The sequence below is a fragment of the Streptomyces sp. NPDC002133 genome (genome assembly GCF_040296405.1).
In the GTDB taxonomy this organism is placed as follows: domain Bacteria; phylum Actinomycetota; class Actinomycetes; order Streptomycetales; family Streptomycetaceae; genus Streptomyces.
The window spans coordinates 1-18,677 of the sequence record NZ_JBEOXF010000047.1 but is presented as its reverse complement, the minus strand read 5'-3'; the positions used below and the strand labels follow the sequence as shown (position 1 = coordinate 18,677).

The 18,677-nt window shown below is 71.5% G+C and carries 11 protein-coding genes and 3 pseudogenes; 7 read left to right on the top strand and 7 right to left on the bottom strand.

All coding sequences use genetic code 11. The features are described from left to right. The first annotated feature begins 81 nt into the window (after positions 1-81). The 3 genes and pseudogenes from ABT078_RS31445 (at position 82) to ABT078_RS31435 (ending at position 3,198) form a co-directional block, all read left to right on the top strand. Positions 82-1,080, top strand: a complete 999-nt coding sequence (locus ABT078_RS31445) for an NAD-dependent epimerase/dehydratase family protein (protein ID WP_351233726.1) — start codon at positions 82-84, stop codon at positions 1,078-1,080. Between the two features lie 45 nt (positions 1,081-1,125). Continuing rightward, positions 1,126-1,498 (top strand): annotated as a pseudogene (locus ABT078_RS31440) (LuxR C-terminal-related transcriptional regulator); the annotation flags it as partial. Between the two features lie 155 nt (positions 1,499-1,653). After that, positions 1,654-3,198: a DUF1996 domain-containing protein gene (locus ABT078_RS31435; protein WP_351233724.1), complete on the top strand. Its 1,545-nt coding sequence runs from the start codon at positions 1,654-1,656 to the stop codon at positions 3,196-3,198. A 91-nt stretch (positions 3,199-3,289) separates the two neighbouring features. Here ABT078_RS31435 and ABT078_RS31430 read toward each other — a convergent pair whose 3' ends face one another. Beyond that, positions 3,290-3,760 carry a hypothetical protein gene (locus ABT078_RS31430; protein WP_351233722.1) on the bottom strand — a complete coding sequence of 157 codons (471 nt, stop codon included), beginning with the start codon at positions 3,758-3,760 and terminating at the stop codon, positions 3,290-3,292. Positions 3,761-4,155: 395 nt separating this feature from the next. Between ABT078_RS31430 and ABT078_RS31425 the strand changes: the two genes are divergently transcribed. Beyond that, positions 4,156-6,165, top strand: coding sequence for a hypothetical protein (locus tag ABT078_RS31425; protein WP_502981405.1), 2,010 nt, complete (start codon positions 4,156-4,158; stop codon positions 6,163-6,165). 180 nt (positions 6,166-6,345) lie between these two features. Here the strand turns inward: ABT078_RS31425 and ABT078_RS31420 are convergent, their stop codons facing one another. After that, entirely contained in the window at positions 6,346-7,008 is a 663-nt protein-coding gene (locus tag ABT078_RS31420; protein WP_351233718.1) for a class I SAM-dependent DNA methyltransferase, read from the bottom strand. A gap of 148 nt (positions 7,009-7,156) precedes the next feature. On the opposite strand from ABT078_RS31420, the gene ABT078_RS31415 reads away from it, so the two are divergent. Further along, a complete protein-coding gene (locus ABT078_RS31415) occupies positions 7,157-8,047 on the top strand; it encodes a metal-dependent hydrolase (protein ID WP_351233716.1) in 891 nt (296 codons plus the stop codon). A 1-nt stretch (position 8,048) separates the two neighbouring features. After that, positions 8,049-9,083: a PDR/VanB family oxidoreductase gene (locus ABT078_RS31410; RefSeq protein WP_351233714.1), complete on the top strand. Its 1,035-nt coding sequence runs from the start codon at positions 8,049-8,051 to the stop codon at positions 9,081-9,083. A 37-nt stretch (positions 9,084-9,120) separates the two neighbouring features. Here the strand turns inward: ABT078_RS31410 and ABT078_RS31405 are convergent, their stop codons facing one another. Further along, positions 9,121-9,504 (bottom strand): hypothetical protein, encoded by a 384-nt coding sequence (locus tag ABT078_RS31405; protein ID WP_351233712.1) that lies wholly within the window; start codon positions 9,502-9,504, stop codon positions 9,121-9,123. Positions 9,505-9,556: 52 nt separating this feature from the next. Here ABT078_RS31405 and ABT078_RS31400 point away from each other — a divergent pair, with 52 nt between their 5' ends. Beyond that, on the top strand, positions 9,557-10,303 hold the full coding sequence (locus ABT078_RS31400; RefSeq protein WP_351233710.1) for a TetR/AcrR family transcriptional regulator: 747 nt from the start codon (positions 9,557-9,559) through the stop codon (positions 10,301-10,303). Positions 10,304-10,333: 30 nt separating this feature from the next. Here the strand turns inward: ABT078_RS31400 and pulA are convergent, their stop codons facing one another. The 4 genes and pseudogenes from pulA to ABT078_RS31380 all read right to left on the bottom strand — a co-directional run. Further along, positions 10,334-15,688 carry a pullulanase-type alpha-1,6-glucosidase gene (pulA, locus tag ABT078_RS31395; RefSeq protein ID WP_351233708.1) on the bottom strand — a complete coding sequence of 1,785 codons (5,355 nt, stop codon included), beginning with the start codon at positions 15,686-15,688 and terminating at the stop codon, positions 10,334-10,336. Between the two features lie 161 nt (positions 15,689-15,849). Further along, positions 15,850-17,229: pseudogene (locus tag ABT078_RS31390) on the bottom strand (alpha-amylase); the annotation flags it as partial. Between the two features lie 213 nt (positions 17,230-17,442). Beyond that, positions 17,443-18,477, bottom strand: a complete 1,035-nt coding sequence (locus ABT078_RS31385) for a LacI family DNA-binding transcriptional regulator (protein WP_351233706.1) — start codon at positions 18,475-18,477, stop codon at positions 17,443-17,445. Further along, positions 18,462-18,677, bottom strand: a pseudogene (locus ABT078_RS31380) (alpha-glucosidase); the annotation flags it as partial. The gene ABT078_RS31385 and the pseudogene ABT078_RS31380, both read right to left, overlap by 16 nt.

Sequence of the window (18,677 nt, the reverse complement as noted above, 5' to 3'; positions counted from 1 at the left end):
GTGCCGATTTCCCTGAAAGCGGATTTTCCTGGGAGCGGAAATGTGCTGCCGTCGGGGCCGCGACAGGGCAGAGTCCGGATCATGAGACTTCTTGTACTGGGCGGGACGGAGTTCGTGGGGCGGGCGGTCGTCGACGCCGCGCTCGCACGCGACTGGCAGGTGACCGTGTTCCACCGCGGGCAGCACGAGGCCCCGAAGGGTGTGTCCGTGCTGCACGGCGACCGCACCGCACCCGGCGGGCTGACGGCGCTGGAAGAGGCGGAGGGCGACTGGGACGTCGTGGTCGACACCTGGTCGTCCGCCCCCTCCGCCGTACTGGAGGCGGCGCGGCTGCTCGCCGACCGTGCGGGCCGCTATGTGTACGTGTCCAGCCGCTCGGTCCACGCCTGGCCGATGGCACCCGGTCTGGACGAGTACGGGCCCCTGGTCGAAGGCGCCGCGGCCGATGCCGGGTCCACCGACTACGCCCATGACAAGCGGGGCGGCGAGCTGGCCGCGGTCGCGGCCTTCGGCGAGGACCGCTCGCTGCTGGCGCGGGCCGGGCTGATCCTCGGCCCCTGGGAGAACGTGGGCCGACTGCCCTGGTGGCTGAATCGGGTGGCCAGGGGCGGCCCGGTCCCGGCTCCCGGGCCGCGCGATCTGCCGCTGCAGTACATCGACGCACGCGATCTTGCCGAATGGCTCCTCGACGCCTCGGAGAAGGGGCTTTACGGCGCGTACAACCTCGTGAGCCCGCCCGGGCACACGACCATGGGCCAACTGCTCGACGAGTGCGTCCGCGTGACCGGTGCGGACGCGGAACTGCGTCCGCTCGACGAGGCGACCATCGCCGCGGCCGGAGTCGAGCCGTGGACGGACCTGCCCGTCTGGATCCCCCGTGGCGAGTCGCACGACGCCATGCATCGCGCGGACGTGTCGAAGGCGCTGGCCGCGGGCCTGCACTGCCGGCCGGTCGCGGAGACCGTCGCGGACACCTGGGCCTGGCTGCGCTCCCTCGACGGCGAGCCCCCGCTGCGCACGGTCCGCAGCCCCACGGGCCTCTCCCCCGAGCAGGAGTCGGCGCTGCTTCCCGACTCCTGAACGGCGCCCCGACTCCGGCCGGTGTCCTGGCGGCGTGCTGCCGGCGCGCGTGAGTCGCCGCCTGACGGCAACGGCGGGGCGGGACACCGGCCCAAGGACCGGGTGTTCGAGGCCGAGCAGTCCGTCGACGCGGTGCGCCGGGCGGCGGGTGCTACGGCGATGGACCCGCGGGGGATCTCGCACCTGCCGGCCCGGCACACCGAGGACGGACCGCCGGAGGGTCTGACGCCGCGTGAGACCGAGGTGCTGGAGCTGGGGCACAGGGCAGGTCGAACGCCGTGATCGCCGACCGACTCGTCATCACCGAAGTGGCGGTGGCCAAGTATCCGTTGCGAACGTCATCACGAAGCCGGGGCTTCCGCCGTCGGGCGACGACAACCGCGGGGTGCCGGCCGTACTGGCCCACCTCGACCGGTAATCGAGCGTTCTCACGCGGCTCGTACGGTCTCGTGCGGTGTCACTCATTCCGTCCGGTTTGCGAATGGAGATTTCTACGAATTCCAGCACCGGTTGAACAGGCCGCCGACTGTGCCCGTATGGAACGGCGCTACGCCCCCCCGGGATTGGAGTTCCATGGGACGCACATCACGCAAACGCTCTACGCTGGCACACCGGGCGATCGCCGCCTCGGCTGCCCTGATTCTGGGCGGGGGTGGGCTGGTGGCGGTCAATTACTACGCATCCGCGGGTGAGGGCTGGGGCTGGACCGGTCAACGCCCGGCCCAGACCAAGAATGCCGGCCAGTCCATGTCGACCATCGACTGCCCCGACGTCGGCAATGAACTTCCCGAAGTGCCCCAAGGGGTACGCGGGTCGGTCGACCGTGAACTGGCCACACTTGACACCCAGATCACCACCGCCTATCAGCGGTTCGCCGAGAACAAGGAGCGGATCGAGAGCGATCCCTCCTTCGGTGAGCAGCAGATTCTGGCGCCGCTGAGAAATGAGCGGCTGGTGATCATCCAGCGGATCGTCGCACTCATCGACCAGGAGGCCGACAAACCGCAGGGCCTCGAAAAGCTGGCCCCGTGCACCCTGCGCGCCGACGACAACGGCGGCGCCGGCAACGACGGCGGTCAGGACCAGGGCGGCGACCAGGGCCAGGGCGAGGACCAGGGCCAAGGCCAGGACGGCGGCCAGGACCAGGGCGGTGACCAGGGCCAGGACGGCGGAGACCAGGGCGATGACCAGGGCAACGGCGGTCAGGCGGGCAACGGTCCCGAGGAGGCCGACTTCGTCGACATCCAGTCCGTCGAGCCGAATGTCCAGAACCCCCGCAATCGCCGGGGCGCCTCCCGAGGCACCTTCACCACCGACTGCGGACGGAACCAGAACGGCAAGTTCAATCCGGACAATGTCATCGTCGCGCCCGGCGTGAGCAATGGCGCACACCATATGCACGACTACGTCGGCAACCAGGCGAATGACGCCTTCGCAAGCGACGACGACCTCGCCAATGGCAACACCACCTGCCGCAACCAGGGCGACAAGTCGACTTATTACTGGCCGGTGCTGCGTGTGCAGAACGGTCAGGACGAGAACGACGCGAACGCCGACGGCGGCGGCAAGGACCAGAACGTCGGAGAGATCCAGACTCCGGCCCAGGTCACGCTGAATTTCGTGGGAAGTCCCGTCGGCAAGGTCACGGCCATGCCGCGCCTCCTTCGGATCATCACCGGTGACGCCAAGTCATTCACCAACGGAGACGCCAATGCGAATGCGTCCTGGAGCTGCACGGGATTCGAGGACCGGCAGCTGAAGGACAAGTACCCGATCTGCCCCGAGGGCAGTCAGGTGGTGCGCACATTCAAGTTCCAGAGCTGCTGGGACGGCCAGAACACCGACAGTGCGAACCACCGTACCCATGTCGCGTTCGCGGATGCCAACGGTCGCTGCCAGAACGGCTTCAGGGCCATTCCGCAGCTGGTCCAGCGGATCGTCTACGACGTTCCGCCGCCCGCCTTCGGCGGGGACAACCCCAGCGTGTTTGCCGTCGACTCCTTCCCGGAGCAGCTGCACAAGCCGATCACGGACCACGGCGACTTCATCAACGTCTTCGACCAGCGACTGATGAACAGGGTCGTCAAGTGCATCAACGACGGCCGTAGGTGCCGCTGACCGAGCCGGCGCCGAACCCCCGGCTCCCGGGCTGAGCCCGGGGGTTCGGCGTCTCCTCTCCCCCCACGTCCCTCAGACCTGCGCGGCCTGCTCAGTGATGGCCGGAGTGCCCCTCGTCGCTCTCCCCACTACCACCACTACTCCCCGAGTGCTGGTCGTGCGACGAGCCGCTCTCCACGGTCCCGCCGAGCCGGCCGCGCAGCGCTGCGACCACCTTCGCGTCGCCGACCGCGACCCACTTCCTGCCGACGAGATACGAGCCGCCGTAGTCCTTGGCCTCGTTGATCCATTCGCGCTGGCCGCGGTCGGTCGCGAAGGTGGCCAGCACGTACGTCCCGTCGTCCGTCGTGCAGTTGGCCTGCCGCAGCTCCTTGGCGTCCGTCTGGATGTTCGGCTCGCACGTGGCCTCAGCGGCCAGCTGCTCCAGGGTCCCCGTCGCCGTCTTCGGCGCATCGGGGGCCTTTTCGTCGTCCCCGCCGCATGCGGTGAGGGCCGTGCAGGCCGTCAGGACCAGCGTGGCCAGGGCTATCGGGGTGGTGATTCGCCGTCGTTCCGTACGCATCTGGCCATCGTGCCCGCTCGGCGCCCTGGTGCGCTGGCGAACGCCGGGTAACGTGCGCTCCCACACGCACCTGTGGTCTCTTGGGCAACACAGAGGGGCACCGGTGGCCGCGCTGTCGAGACGGTGGCTGTTGGGCGCCGCAGGGGCCGTCGGAGTGGGTGCCGTGTTCGCGCCCCCCGCTTCGGGAGCCTCGATGAGCGCCGTCGCGCGACCAGGCACGGGTACGGCTGCGGCACGCAGTGCACTGGGGCGGCTGCTCCCCGGCACGCGGAACAGTCCCGCCTCACAACGGTCCCCGGCGAAGCCGGTACCGAGCGCTTCCGTGTGTCCGGCACCGCCGGGCGCATCGACGACGACCCGGTAACGGCTGGTGACTATCGGACGATTCCCTCGTTCTGCTGAAGGTGAGCACCCAGGAACTCGCCCCCGCCGCCCTTGATGTCGAGCAGGCCGAGGCCGCGCTCGTCGAGCACTATCCGCGTCTCGTCCGGATCGCGTATCTCGTCCTGCCGCCCTCGCTCGGCCGCAATCGGCGGGTGCTCACCGCGCACTCCGTCGTCCAGCGCTCACTGCCGCGCGGACGGACACGCGCCGCCGAAGCGGTCGTGGGGGCGGAGGGCCCGCAGGTGCCCGGCCCCGTGCCCGTGCCTCGCGAGGAAGTACCGTCACGCGTGGGTCTCCCGGCCCGCGCCGGCGTCGCCGCGCCCGGCTATGTGTTCGTCCGTCGGCGGGTGCTGCGGCAGGCCCTGGAGGCGGGGCTTCCACTCAGACGCCGGGCCTGGCCCAAACGGGCGCAGTTCCCGCCGTTGCTGCCCCAGGTCTGGGGGCTCAGGCTGTTCCCCCGCTCGGGCGGTGCGGACGAACTCGCCCTGGACCAGCGGCTGTCCGGGCTCTCCGGCCCGGCCAGGGCCGCGTTCGTGCTCCGGGGCCTGGAACGGCTGTCCGACGCGGAGGTACGGCACGTCCTCGCCGACGCCGGTATCGGTGACCCGCACGCGACGCTCGCCGAGGCGGACAGCGCCGGGGCATCGTATGCGCTGCTGGACTCGCCCGAGTTCGACCCCTGCTCCCTGCAGGCCCGGCCCACGGACCTCATGCGCCGGCGTCAGCACGCCAGGGCGGCGCTCGCCGCGGCCGCGGCCGTACTGGTGTGCGGCACGCTGCTGGGTCTGCCCGGCGAGGGCTGGGGCCCCGACGGCGCGGCCGCACCTCTGTACGCCCGGAACCCGGCGTCCGAGGCGGCCCTCGACCCGGACCGGCTGGGCCGCATCGCACCTGGGGCCTGGCGGAGTTCCGCCCGGGCCGACTTCTCGGTGTGGCCGACGCGCGGGACGCTGACGGGCGACCGCGCGCTGCTGCGGCGCGCGCTCGCCGTCTGGGCCCGGCCGAGCAGCCGGGTGCAGACGTCGGCCACGCCCGGCACCCCGCCAGGGCCTCCGATGGGTGCCCCGCAGCTGCTGTTCGCGGGGATGGTCGACCAGGCGCGGGTGGTGCTGTTCCACGACGGGCTGAGGGTCGTGCGGTACGCCGAACCCGGCGACGGGACATCCGCCGGCGCGGCGCTCGACTTCGCGCGGGTCGACGGGGCGGGCGCGGCGTCCTCGGGGGCGCTGGTGGTGGGGCGGTGGCAGGGCAACGTCCGCTATCTGGTGGCCCCTTGGGTGACCGGCACCGGGGTGCGCGACCTGCTCGACCCGGCCGGGGCCGCTCGGCCTCTGGGCCGGGACGCCCACGGGGTGACCGACCCGCTGCCGACCCCGGTCCAGGACCGCGGCTGCCGCTCGTGGGAGGCGCTGGAGCTGCAGGACGGAAGCGGGTCCGGGTCCGTCGAGCGGCGGCTGGTGACCGACCTCGGCGAACTCGCCCCGGCCCGGCTGACCTGGGGTCCGCCGGCAGCGCCCGCCGATGTGTCGACCGACGCGGCCCGGAAGGCCTGGTCGCGCACGGCCTGTCTGCTGCCCGCGGTGCGCTCGCACGGGATCCGCGCGGTCAACTCCTGGGAGTATGCGCGTCAGCCCCTCCCCGAGGCGAACGGCACCGCCGCCTGGCTGTGCACCCGCGCGGAGACCTGGCGCGGCACGGGAAGCCGCGCCTTCGCCCAGTTCCAGGCCCCGACGACGCGCAGGCCTGCCGACGCCCCGGCCGCGGTCGCGGCTCGCTCCGAGGGCTCCCCGGCCTGCGGCCCGCGCGATCCCCGGGTACTGGCCGGCGTCCTGTGGAAGTCGCGGGCGGGCCAGTGGTACGTCCTCGCCGCCGGCAGCGACCAGTTCAGGTCACTGGCCACCTCCGGCGGGGTGCGCAGCAGCGCCGAGGGCAACCTCCTCGCCGTACGCGCCGCGCAGGGCTCACGCGCGGAGCTGCACGGCACCCTCGCGGACGGCACGCGGGCGGGCGCGCTGCGCTGATCCCCGGGTGGGCACAGGTGCCCGTGCGGCGGACCCACGCGGCGGAGCCGCACTTCGACACGGCCCCTGCCCAGCCCGTGCCGAGCAGGGGCGGGCCCCGAATTGCCCGCTCCGCCCGGTACCGTCCGGTGGGCCCGCATGCCCGTCGTCACATCCTGGACGGGCTTCACCGGACGGGCTTCACCGGACGGGCTTCAAGGCCGGCTTGCGTGCCAGGAGAAAGCCCTGCGGGGTCTTCTCCATCTCCTCGGGCTCGCGCACCAGCCGGGCGACCTCGACCAGCCCCGCCCCGCCCAGCAGCCCGGCCACCCGGTCGACCGGCAGCCAGAAGACGTCGAGAGACACCGCGTGGCCGTACGCCTGCTCCAGGTGCACACCCCCGTCGCCGGCCTTGAAGGCGATCAGCAGGTGGCCGCCCGGCGCCAGGGCCCGGTGGAACTCGGCGAACACCTCCGGCAGTTCCTCCGGCGGAGTGTGGACGGTGGAGTACCAGGCGACGATGCCGCCGAGCGTGCCGTCCTTCAGCTCCAGGGCCGTCATCGAGCCCTCGTCGAACCGCAGGCCCGGGTACGTCCGACGGGCCACCTCGATCATCCCCGGCGACAGGTCGATGCCGAAGGCGTCCAGCCCGAGCGAGGCCAGATGGGCCGTCACCCGGCCGGGACCGCAGCCGAGATCGCCGACCGGCCCGGCCCCGTCGGCCCGTACGACTTCGGCGAACGCGGCAAGCATGGCGCGGTCCAGCGGGCGCTTGCCGAGCTCGGTTCCGAAAAGCCGGGCGTAGTCGACGGCGACGGTGTCGTAGGACGTCCGTGTGGCGTGCAGATGCGAGGGCTCGGTCATGGCCATGGACAGTAGGCCGAGGACGGTGGACCGGCAACGAGGAGGTGGAGCAGGCGACGAGGCCCAGCGGAACGACCGCGCACGCACCGGCCCGACTCCTCGCTGCACGCCTCTGTTCGGGCGGCATACCCGTCAGTACATTGACGCCATGTCTAATACGAAGCCGGCCCCGGCCGCGGTGGCGTCGGAACACACCCCCCTCAAGGCCCGCAAGGTCTCCTTCGCCTGGGAGGAGACCCCGCTCCACTGGATCCCCGGAGACCCCTTCGCCACCCACACCATCAATGTGCTGCACCTGCTGCTCCCCGCCGGCGAACGCTGGTTCGTCCACGTCTACAAGCAGGTCCTGCCGCACATCCGCGACGACCGGCTGCGCGAGGACGTCATCGGCTTCATCGGCCAGGAGGCCGTGCACTCACAGGCCCACGACGACGTGCTGCCGCACCTCAGGGAACTGGGACTCGACCCGACCCCCTACACCGCACAGGTCGACTGGCTCTTCGAGAAGCTGCTCGGCGACCGGACCCTCCCGCCCGGCAGGCCCCGCGCATGGTGGCTCAAGGAGCGCGTCGCGCTGATCGCCGCGATCGAGCACTACACGGCGTTCCTCGGCGACTGGGTCCTCAACGCCGGGGAGCTGGACCGGCGCGGCGCCGATCCGATGATGCTGGACCTGCTGCGCTGGCACGGCGCCGAGGAGGTCGAGCACCGCTCGGTCGCCTTCGACCTCTTCATGCACGTCGACGGCAGCTACCGGCGCCGGGTGCGAACCTGGGCGACGGCGTTCTCGGCGCTCGTCTTCCTCTGGCAGCGCGGCGCCCGCTTCTTCATGGAGAACGATCCGACCCTCGTCGAGGGCAAAGCGAGCTTCCGGGACTTCTACCGCGCGGGAAACCGCGGCGTGCTCCCGTCCACACCGGACATGCTGCGCTCGATCCCGCGCTATCTGAGCCATGCGTACCACCCCAGCCAGGAGGGCAGTACCGCCCAGGCCGTCGCCTATCTGGCCTCGTCGCCCGGCGCGAACGGAGGCCGCTGACATGCCCCGACTGCGTACCGTCGTCCTCGTCGCCGGGGCCGCGCTGCTCGCCCGGCGGGCCGTTCGCCGCCGTATCGAGGCGTCCCCGCTGTGGCCCATGCCCGCACTGGAGAAGCCGACGTCCGGCCAGGGGCGACGCCGCGTGTCCTCGCACCGCGTCCTGGTCACCGAACGCACCTCCCCCGCCGAAGGCGTCGTCCAGCTCCGGCTCGAAGGCCAGGACCTGCCGCCCTGGGAACCCGGCGCGCATGTCGACCTCGTGCTGCCCTCCGGTCTCGTACGGCAGTACTCGCTCTGCGGCGACCCGGCCGAACGCGACACGTACACGGTCGCGACCCGCGTCATCGAGGACGGCCGCGGCGGCTCGCTCGAAGTCCGTGAACAACTGCATGAGGGCACGGAGATCGAGATCCGCGGCCCGCGCAACCGATTCCCGCTGGTGCAGGCCGCGTCGTACGTGTTCGTCGCGGGCGGCATCGGGATCACGCCGATCCTGCCGATGGTGCGGGCGCTGCACACGGCGGGCGTCACCGGCCGGCGGCTGGTGTACTGCGGGCGCGACCGGGTCACCATGCCGTACCTCGACGAGGCCGAGAAGCTGGGCGCGGAAACCACGTTCGGCCCTCCGGACCTCGCGTTCCTGGCCGGTCTCCCCGCGGGGACGGTGGTCTACTGCTGCGGCCCGCAGGGCCTGATGGACGCGGTCGCCGCGACCCTGCCCGAGGGCCGCGAGCTTCATCTGGAGCGGTTCACGGCGGCGGCCACGGCGTCCGGCGGCGCCTTCGAGGTCGAACTGCACCGCTCCGGCCGTACGCTCACGGTCCCCGCGGACCGTTCGCTGCTCGCCGCCGTGCGCGACGAGCTGCCGAACGTCCCGTACTCCTGCGAGCAGGGCTTCTGCGGCACCTGCCGACAGCGGGTCCTGGAGGGCGGGATCGACCACCGCGACCACCTGCTCACGGACGCGGAACGGGACGACTCGATGCTGATCTGCGTCTCACGCTGCACGAGCGGACGCCTCGTCCTGGACCTCTAGCGCCCGATCCGGAAGACGCCTCCCGGATCGCCTCGCTTCAGGGAAGCAGCAGCCAGTCCGCGGCCAGCGCCGCCGGCAGACCCGCGCCCAGCAGCCACGTGCCGAGCCGGGTGCGGCCGTGGCGGCTCAGCTCGATGACAACTCCGCACAGGATCATGGCCAGTCCGTACACCCCGACCACGAGCACGGAGGTACGACTGGCCAGCCGCACCGCCAGGACCACCGCCAGTGCCACGAGCAGAACGGATGCGACGGTGATGCGGAGCATTCGGGCCTGGCGCGGGGTCATCCCCGCGCGCTCCGGCGCCACGAGCTCCGTCTCCGCGACCTCCGGCGCCCCGGTCTCCGTCTCCGCCGCCGGTCCCGATACCGGTCCCGGTACCGGTCCCGGTGCCGGGGTTTCCTGGTCAGATGCGGTCATGTCCCGGGAGCGTAACGGACGGCCTCCGGCGCCCGGCCGTTAGGCTGTTCGCATGACGACCGGGGTACGCCGCAGGATGGGCGTCGAGGAGCGCAGGCAGCAGCTGATCGGGGTGGCGCTGGATCTGTTCAGCCACCGCTCCCCCGACGAGGTGTCGATCGACGAGATCGCCGCAGCCGCGGGGATCTCCCGCCCGCTCGTATACCACTACTTCCCGGGCAAGCAGAGCCTGTACGAGGCGGCGCTGCGCCGCGCGGCCGACGAGCTGGCGGCCCGCTTCGTCGAGAAGCCCGAAGGGCCGCTCGGCGCGCGCCTGCTGCGCGTCATGAGGCGGTTCTTCGACTTCGTGGACGAGCACGGGCCCGGGTTCTCGGCGCTGATGCGCGGCGGCCCCGCCGTCCCCGCGGGCGGAGCCTGCCCGGTGGGCACGGCGACGACCACCAACGGCATGATCGACGAGGTCAGGCACGCGGCGTACGACCAGATCATGGCGCACCTCGGCATCACGGAACCCCCGGCGAGGCTGCGGCTGGTCGTCCGGTCCTGGGTGTCGCTCGCCGAGTCGACGGCGCTGATCTGGCTGGACGGGCGGGACATCCCGCGCGCCGAGCTCGAGTTGCAGCTGGTGCACGACTTCGCGGCTCTGGTGGCCGTGCCGGCCGCGTACGACCGGGAGATGGCGGCCGTGCTGCTGCGCATCCTCGAGGACGAGCCGGCCGACGGGCCCTTCGGCGAGCTCGTCGGCCGGCTGGTGGCGCTCGCACCGCACGCGGCACGGGTGCCGCAGCAGCGCGCCTGAGCCGTCAGGGCCCAGGCGCGCCACCGGTGGTCAGCCGCGGGTGAAGACGGCCACCGTACGACCCGGCACGCGGAAGGTGCCCGAGCCGCCCTCGTAGGAAGCGGACTTCACGACCGCGTCGGCGCCCGCCGCCTGCACCGGATGCAGGGCGTACGGCGTGCCGGCCAGTGCGCCGACCCGCTGCGACTGCCGCTCCGGCGTGGCGTTGAAGACCACGACCAGATCCCCGAGGCGCATCGTGATCACGCCCGGCGTCTCGTCCTTCCCGGAGAGCGGGAAGGAGAGGGCCGACTGCACCTCGTCCGCCGTGCCGAGCCCGAAGTCCGTCTCGCTCGTACGGATCTTCAGCAGATCACGGTACGCGGCGGAGGCGCCTGAGATCTCCGCGCACCCCGGCTTCAGCGTGGGCGCGATCAGCAGGGGCTTGGCGTAGGGCCACTTGGCCTTGTTGTCGGCGGCGGGCGGCAGGCCGCGGCCGAAGCCGTTGCCGTCAGGGCCGCAGGACCAGTGGACGGCGTTGAACCAGTCGCCGCTGTCGTACGAGTTGCGGTCCAGCGACTTCGACCGGAGCAGGTCCGAGCCGGCCTGGGACAGCGCGGGGCCCTGTGAGAGGGCGGCCGTCGCCATCGCGAGCACCTGCATACGGGCGCGGTCGGCCGCGGGTGTGCCGACGGGCAGCTTGAAGGCGAGCGCGTCGTAGAGGGTCTCGTTGTCATGGGCGTCGGCGTAGGCGAGGGCGTCGCCGGGGACGGCGGCATAGCCGGCCGGGGAGCCGTTGTAGTCCACGTCCGAGCCCTTGACCGGGCGGCCCGATGTGTCGGTGAAGGTGAAGCCGGCGAGGTTGCCCGACAGTCCGACCTTGATCAGGTCCTGGTAGTGGAGCAGCCGGGCCTTCTGTTCGGCCGGGGTGCCGTTGGCCTGGGACCCGTTGGGCTCGTTGTGGAGACCCGAGGCGAAGCCCTGGATGCCCGGGTCCTCGTCGAAGGGACCGCCGCCGCGGACCGCGTCGCGCGCCCGGTCGGAGAAGGTCGCGACTCCCGTCCCGGCCATGTTCTTCTGCGTGGCCTGGACGAAGCGGGCGTCGTCGGCGATCTCGCCGAAGTTCCAGCCCTCGCCGTACAGGACGATGCTCCTGCCGTCGACGCCGTCCTTCTCGACGGTCAGCGCGTCGAGGGCCTTGCGGACAGCGAGGATGTTGGCCTTCGGGTGGTGGCCCATGAGGTCGAAGCGGAAGCCGTCGACCTTGTACTCCCTGGCCCAGGTGACGACCGAGTCGACGACGAGCTTGCCCATCATCGCGTTCTCGGGCGCGGTGTTGGCGCAGCAGGTGGACGTGGCCACGGTGCCGTCGGCGAGGAGCCGCTGGTAGTAGCCGGGCACGATCCGGTCCAGGACGGACTTGCCGTCCTGCCCGCTCGCCACGGTGTGGTTGTAGACGACGTCCATGACCGTGCGCAGCCCGGCGCCGTTCAGGCCCTGGACCATCTGCCGGAACTCCACCGTGCGGCGCGTGCCGTCCGGGTCGGAGGCGTACGAGCCCTCGGGGACGGTGTAGTGCAGCGGGTCGTAGCCCCAGTTGTAGGCGTCCTTCGCGGCAGCCGCGGCGACGCACGCCTGCTGCTCGTCGGAGTCCGGGGCGTACACCGTGAGATCGCAGGCCGGGGCGGTCTGGTCGGACTTCTTCTCGGGGATGGTGCCGATGTCGAAGGCGGGCAGCAGATGGACGTACGAGGTGCCGGCCGCGGCGAGTTCGCGCAGGTGCCTCATACCGGCCGACTCACGGTCCGTGAAGGCCAGATAGCCGCCGGGGTGCTTCGCCGTGCGGTCCGCGATCGAGAAGTCGCGGATGTGCAGCTCCTGGATCTGGGCGTCCTTGAGCGGCACGGCGGCCGGCTTCTTCAGTCCTGCCCAGCCCTTGGGGGCGAGCCTCGGGTCGGCCAGGTCGACGACGAGGCTGCGGGCCGAGTCGGTGGTGAGGGCGGTTGCGTACGGGTCGGTGACCTTGTTGGTGACGAGCTTCTGGACGCTGGGCGCCCAGACGGTCACGGCGTACCGGTACGGCTTTCCGCGCCAGTCCGCCGGGCCGGTGACCGACCAGACACCGGAGGGGTCGTCGCGGCGCATCGGGACGGTCTTCCCGTCGAGTTCGAGGGAGACCCTCCGGGCGGTCGGGGCCCACACCGACAGGGTCGGACGGCCCTTGCGGAACACCGGGCCGAGGGCCGAGCCCTGCGCCTTCGCGGCGTACAGGTCGTCGAGCACGCCCGGGATCTGCACGCCGGTCGCGGCGAGCAGGGCGCCGTTCGCCGCCCGCTGCGTGGCGACGAGCTGCCCGCGCAGAGCGTCCCGCACACGGTCGCGGTCGCGCGGATCGACCGTGAAGGCCGGGTGGTCCTTGAGGTGCGGGTGTGACGTCTTCTGGGAGTCGGTCAGGGTGGCCGGGGTGAGCCGGAGCCACTGGCCCTCGTCACTGAGGGCACCGTCGACGACCTGGATGCCGCCGCCGGGTGCGTACACGAGCTGCTGGCTGGTGGCGGTGGTCGCCTTCACCTTCCAGACGACGGTGTCGCGGTCGATGAACTGCGCCTCGGACGTCGTCAGGTCCAGCGAGGGTGCCCCGCCGGTCTGCGGCAGCAGGTACTTCGGCTGCCCGGCCAGCATCCACACCTCACGTCCGTGGCTGCCGAAGGAGAGCGACTGGTCGGTCGGGAGGTCCTTCTGGTCGCCCTTGTGGACGATGTAGCTGAGCGAGGTGGCGCCCTCGGCGAGCGGGACCTCGAAGGTCACGCCGTAGGCGTCCTGGCGCACCGGCATCAGCGGACGGGACCAGTCGGTGGGCTCCGCGGCGCCGGTCCAGGTGTGGAGTCCCCAGCCGTCGTAGTCGCCGTCGGGCCGCTGGTAGTGCAGGACGGCCTTGCTGGTGTCCTGCGGCGGGTAGACGCCGTCGGGCGCGGTGTCCGACTGGCCGTCCTGGCCCTGCGTGATCCAGACCTCACCGGTGCGGCCGAGGCCGATGCTCCGCTGCGGGCCGTCCGCGGTGCCGTTCTTCTCGACGGTGTACGCCAGCGACGATGCGCCCTCGGGGACCTTGACCCAGGCGAACGCGCCGAAGGCGTCCCGCCCGGTGAAGCCGCCCGTCAGGTCGCCGGACCTGAGCTGCCAGCCGTCGTAGTCGCCGTCGGTGCGCCGGTAGTGGACGACGGCGTACGTACGCTCGACGGCCGTGGGCTTCTCGGGCGGCGGGACCTGGCCCGCGGTCGTCTGCGCCGTGGCGCTCGCGGTGCGGCCGAGGCTGTCCACGACCACCGCCTTGTAGCGCACCGGCGTTCCGGCGGGGGCGGCGAGGTGCTGGGTGACCTTGTACGGGGCGTGGTCGGCGGTGCCGAGGGTCCGCCACGGGCCGTTGCCGACCTGGGCGGCGAAGACCACGCGGTTCAACTGCCCGCCGTCGGCGTCGGCGGAGATCTCGACGGTGCCGGTTGCTCCGGCGGCGGGGGCCTTCAGGGTGAGGCCGGGCTTGGCGGCCGGGGCCGCGAGGGGCCTGTCCGCGCGCAGCACCAGCGACGACAGTGCGGGAACGGTGACGGTGACCGTGCCGTCGGCGGCGGGGACGGTGCCCGAACCGCCGTACAGGACGCGGAAGTCGGATGCCGCGTCGACGGGCAGGGTCACGGTCTTCCCGGTCGTGGCGTTGTTGACGGCCACGACGTATTCCGTGCGCTTCTTCGCGTCGGTGCGGGAGAAGGCGTACACCGAGTCCTTGGCGTACCGCTCCTGCTGGATGCCGTCGCGGAGCGCCGGGTGCTCACGGGTGAGCTCGGAGAGCGCGGCGATCGAGCGGTAGACCGGGTGCGTGGTGTCGTAGGCGTCGTCGGCGTGCGTACGGTCCGTGCCGAGCTGGTCGTCGTCGAGGTAGTCGGCGGTCTTCGAGGCGAAGAGGGTCTGGCGGGCGTCCTTGTCGCCGCCCGCGCCGGTGAAGCCCTGCTCGTCGCCGTAGTAGATCACCGGATTGCCGCGGCTGAGGAACATCAGCTCGTTGGCGAGGCGGGCCCGCTTCAGCAGCTCCGCGTCGCCCGCGCCCGGGTTGTCCTGCTCGAGGAAGGTCCCGATGCGGCCCATGTCGTGGTTGCCGAGGAAGGTGACCTGCTCGTAGGCGTTGGCCTTGTCGGTGGTGTAGCGGTAGTCGTCGGCGAAGACCCGGGCGAGACGGCCGGCGTCGGCGCCCTGCGATGCGTAGGCGCGGGCCGCGTCCTGGAAGGGGAAGTCGAGGGTGGCGTCCAGCCGTCCCCGGGTGACGTACGGCGAGGTGACGGCCGTGTCGGCGGAGAAGACCTCACCGAACATGAAGAAGTCGTCGCGGCCCCGGCGCGCCGCGTACGCGTCGAGGGCCGTGGCCCACTGGGTCCAGAAGTCCAGGTCGACGTGCTTGACGGTGTCGATGCGGAAGCCGTCGATGTCGAATTCGCGGACCCACTTCTCGTAGATCCTCCTCATGCCGTCGACGACCTCGGGACGCTCGGTCCACAGGTCGTCGAGACCGACGAAGTCGCCGTACTCCGCGCTTTCCCCGGCCCAGGTGGAGTCGCCACGGTTGTGGTACATCGTCGGGTCGTTCAGCCAGGCCGGGACCTTGGTGACACCGCCCGCCCCGTTGACCGGGGTGTACGGGAACGATTCGGCGTCGACCGCGCCGGCCGTGACGCCGTCCCGGTCGTCGAAGGGGCGGCCGTCCTTGTCGAGGTACGGGTAGGCGCCCTTGGGGCGGTAGCCGTAGGCCTTCTCGGCGTAGTCGACGGTGTCGGCGGTGTGGTTGGTGATGACGTCGAAGAAGACCTTCATGCCCTTGGAGTGGGCCTTGTCGATCAGCTTCGTGAGGTCGGCGTTGGTGCCGAAGTGCGGGTCGACCTGGGTGAAGTCGGTGATCCAGTAGCCGTGGTAGCCGGCGGAGGCTCCCCCAGAGCCTTCGGCCTGGGAGGTACCCCCATTGCCGGTGCCCTGCACGGGCCGGTTCTTGAAGATCGGGGCGAGCCAGATGGCGGTCGTGCCGAGGCCCTTGATGTAGTCGAGGCGCTGGGTGAGCCCCTTGAGGTCGCCACCCTGGTAGAAGCCCTTGTCGGTCGGGTCGTACCCGGTCTCCAGGCGCGAACCGGTCAGTCCGCCGCGGTCGTTGGCGCTGTCGCCGTTCGCGAACCGGTCCGGCAGCACGAAGTAGAACTGCTCCCGGGTCAGATCGTGCCGCGAGGGCTCCGCTGCGAGTTTCGCGTCGGACGGCGGGGCCGGGGGCTTCGCGGCCGCCGCGGGTACGGCGGGCGCGAGCGCGGCGCAGAGCGCGGCGGCCAGCGTGGCCGCGACGGCTCTGCGCCTGCCGCGCAGGGGGCGTATCACAAGGATCTCCTTCACTCGTGCCGAAGTGCGTGCGTTGCTGTGCAAAGTGCCGCCCCATGTCGCGGCAACCGGTGTGCCCGTCCTCGGTCTCCCCCAGGGCTTCGCCTCGGGGAGACCTCAACGGGCTCGGTGGCGCGCCCCCACCGGGAAACGGCGGCTCAGCAGGTCCTCGCGCCCGCGTGCAGCGCGACCGCTGTGTTGGGGCCGAGGGTCCGCGTGAACTGGCCGGAGCCGTTGACCGTCACGGCCGTGCCCGACTGGACGTCGCAGTAGCTTCCGGCCGGGAGTGAGGTCTGGAAGGTGCGGGTCAGCGCCGAGGACTCGTGGTTGATGGCCACGTACGCCTTGTCGCCGCGGCCGAACGCGATCGCGTCCGCGCCGTTGTCCCACCAGTTCGTGACGGCCTGCCCTCGCGCGGTGTTCCGGAACGCCACCATCGAGGAGATCTCGCGCCACGCGTGCTGGCACTTCCAGCCGTCGCTGTAACAGGCGTTCACCGTGCCGCCGTTGGGCGGGCCGGCGTCCTTGTCGGACCATTCGTAGCCGGAGTGGACGTCCGGGGAGCCGTACGGCCAGGCCAGCATGAAGACGTTGGCCAGGGTGTAGTTGGCGCCGTCCTTGTAGTTGAGGGTGTCGCCGCCGCGCTCGGTGTCGTGGTTGTCGACGAAGACGGCGGACCGGCCGCTCGCCATGTAGCCCCAGCCCTCGCCGTAGTTCTTCAGGTAGGCGAGGTTCTCGTTGTTGAAGACCCGCTTGAGGTCGCGGGCGTACCGGAACTCCTGCACGTCACCATTGCCGAGGTACTCCGTCGGCTGGACGGCCTCGCCCGCGCCGTGGATGGCCTCCTGCTTCCAGTACACGCCGGGGTTGCCGAGCTTCGCCTTGATCGCGGCGAGGTCGGCGGCCGGCATGTGCTTGGCGGCGTCGATACGGAAGCCGTCGACGCCCAGCGACAGCAGGTCGTTCATGTAGCCCGCGATCTTGGTGCGGACGTACTCCTCGCCGGTGTCGAGGTCGGCGAGGCCCACCAGCTCGCAGTACTGGACGTTGACGCGGTCCTGGTAGTTGGTGATGTGCGCGGTGCAGTCGTCCATGTCCCAGGAGGAGTACAGGCCCGGGTAGTCGTACTTGGTGTACGAGGAGCCGCCGGTGCCCGTCCCCGAGCCCGCCGCCATGTGGTTGATGACGGTGTCGGCGACGACCTTGACGCCCGCCGCATGGCAGGTGTTGACCATGTTGGCGAACGCGGTTCGGCTGCCCAGCCGGCCCGCGATCTTGTAGCTGACGGGCTGGTACGAGGTCCACCACTGCGCGCCCTGTATGTGCTCCTGGGGCGGGGAGACCTGGACGTACCCGTATCCGGCGGGGCCCAGGGTGTTGGTGCACGCTGCGGCGACCGAGTCGAAGCGCCATTCGAAGAGGACGGCGGTGACGTCCTTGCTGCCGGGCGGGGCCGCCTGTGCGGCGCCCGCCGGCGCGATCACCGCGGCCGCCGCTCCCGCCACGAGGGCGGTCGCGGCAGCCAGAGATCTGCTGGCCATGTGGTTCCTCCTGCGGCTCAGGAAGGGGGATCAGAGGGCCGGGTGGGGGATTGAATGTTCTTGCTGCAAAACTGCAAGACCCTCTGCGCAGGTGACCGTAGGGCCAGACAGGTGAGCGGTCAACCGTCTGGACACACGGAGGAGACACGCAGGACACCTCGATGCAAAACTTTGCAGGCCCGACAGCACGGCACGCAGCAGGGCCCCGCCCGCTCAGCGCGGTCGCGCCGTCGACCCCCGCACCACCAGCTCCGGCCGGAAGACGTACTCCGTGCTCGGCACGGGATTGCCGCGGATCTCCTCCAGCAGCGCGCCCACCGCCGCCGACGCCATGGCCTGTACGGGCTGACGCACCGTCGTCAGCGGCGGATCGGTGAACGCGACCAGCGGCGAGTCGTCGTACCCGACCACCGACACGTCGCCCGGCACGTCGAGCCCGCGTTCACGGGCCGCCCTGATGACGCCGAGCGCCATCATGTCGCTGCCGCAGACGATGCCGGTGCAGCCCGCCTCGATGAGCTCGGCGGCGGCCGCGTGCCCGCCCTCGACGCTGAAGAGCGTGTGTCTGACGTGCCGCTCGGCCCCCGGACCGGCCGCTTCCAGGAAGCCCTCCGTCTTCCGGCGCGACGGCACGTACCGCACGGGCCCGACCGCGAGCCCGATCCGCTCGTGTCCCAGTTCGGCGAGATGGCGTACGGCCATGGCCGCGGCCATTCGGTCGTCGGGCGAGACGAAGGGCGCGGTCACCCGCTCGTTGTAGCCGTTGATGAGGACGAACGGGACGCCCCGGGCGGTGAGTTCGGCATAGCGCGCCGGGTCGGCGGAGGTGTCGGCGTGCAGTCCGGAGAGGAAGACGATGCCGTCGATGCCGCTCTCCTCGAGCTGCTCGACGAGCTCGTCCTCGGTGGCCCCGCCCGGCTGCTTGGCGCACAGCAGGGGCGTGTAGCCGTGACCGGCCAGCGTCTGCTCGACGACCTGGGCGAATGCGGGGAAGATCGGGTTGGTGAGCTCCGGCACCACCAGACCGATCAGCCCTGCGCTGCGCCGCCGCAACCGTACGGGCCGCTCGTAGCCGAGGACGTCGAGGGCGGCGAGGACCCGGGTGCGGGTCGGCGCGGAGACTCCCGGCTTCGCATTGAGCACTCGGCTGACCGTGGCCTCGCTGACGCCCGACTGGGCGGCGATGTCGGCAAGCCGAGGGGCGGACGCGCCGCCCCTCGGCCTCGGGATCGTCACACCGTCCACCACGCCGTGGTGTCGGCGGGCAGGACGACGACGCCGTCCTGGACCGCGACCGGCCCACTGGCCAGCAGGAGCGTGCCGGGAGCGGGGAGGCGTACCGGCTCGCCCGTGGTGTTGGTGGTGCAGACGAATCCGTCGCGGGCGAGGGCGAGGACGCCGTCGGGCGCGTCCAGCCAGGTCACCGCTTCACCCGCGCCCAGCCCCGG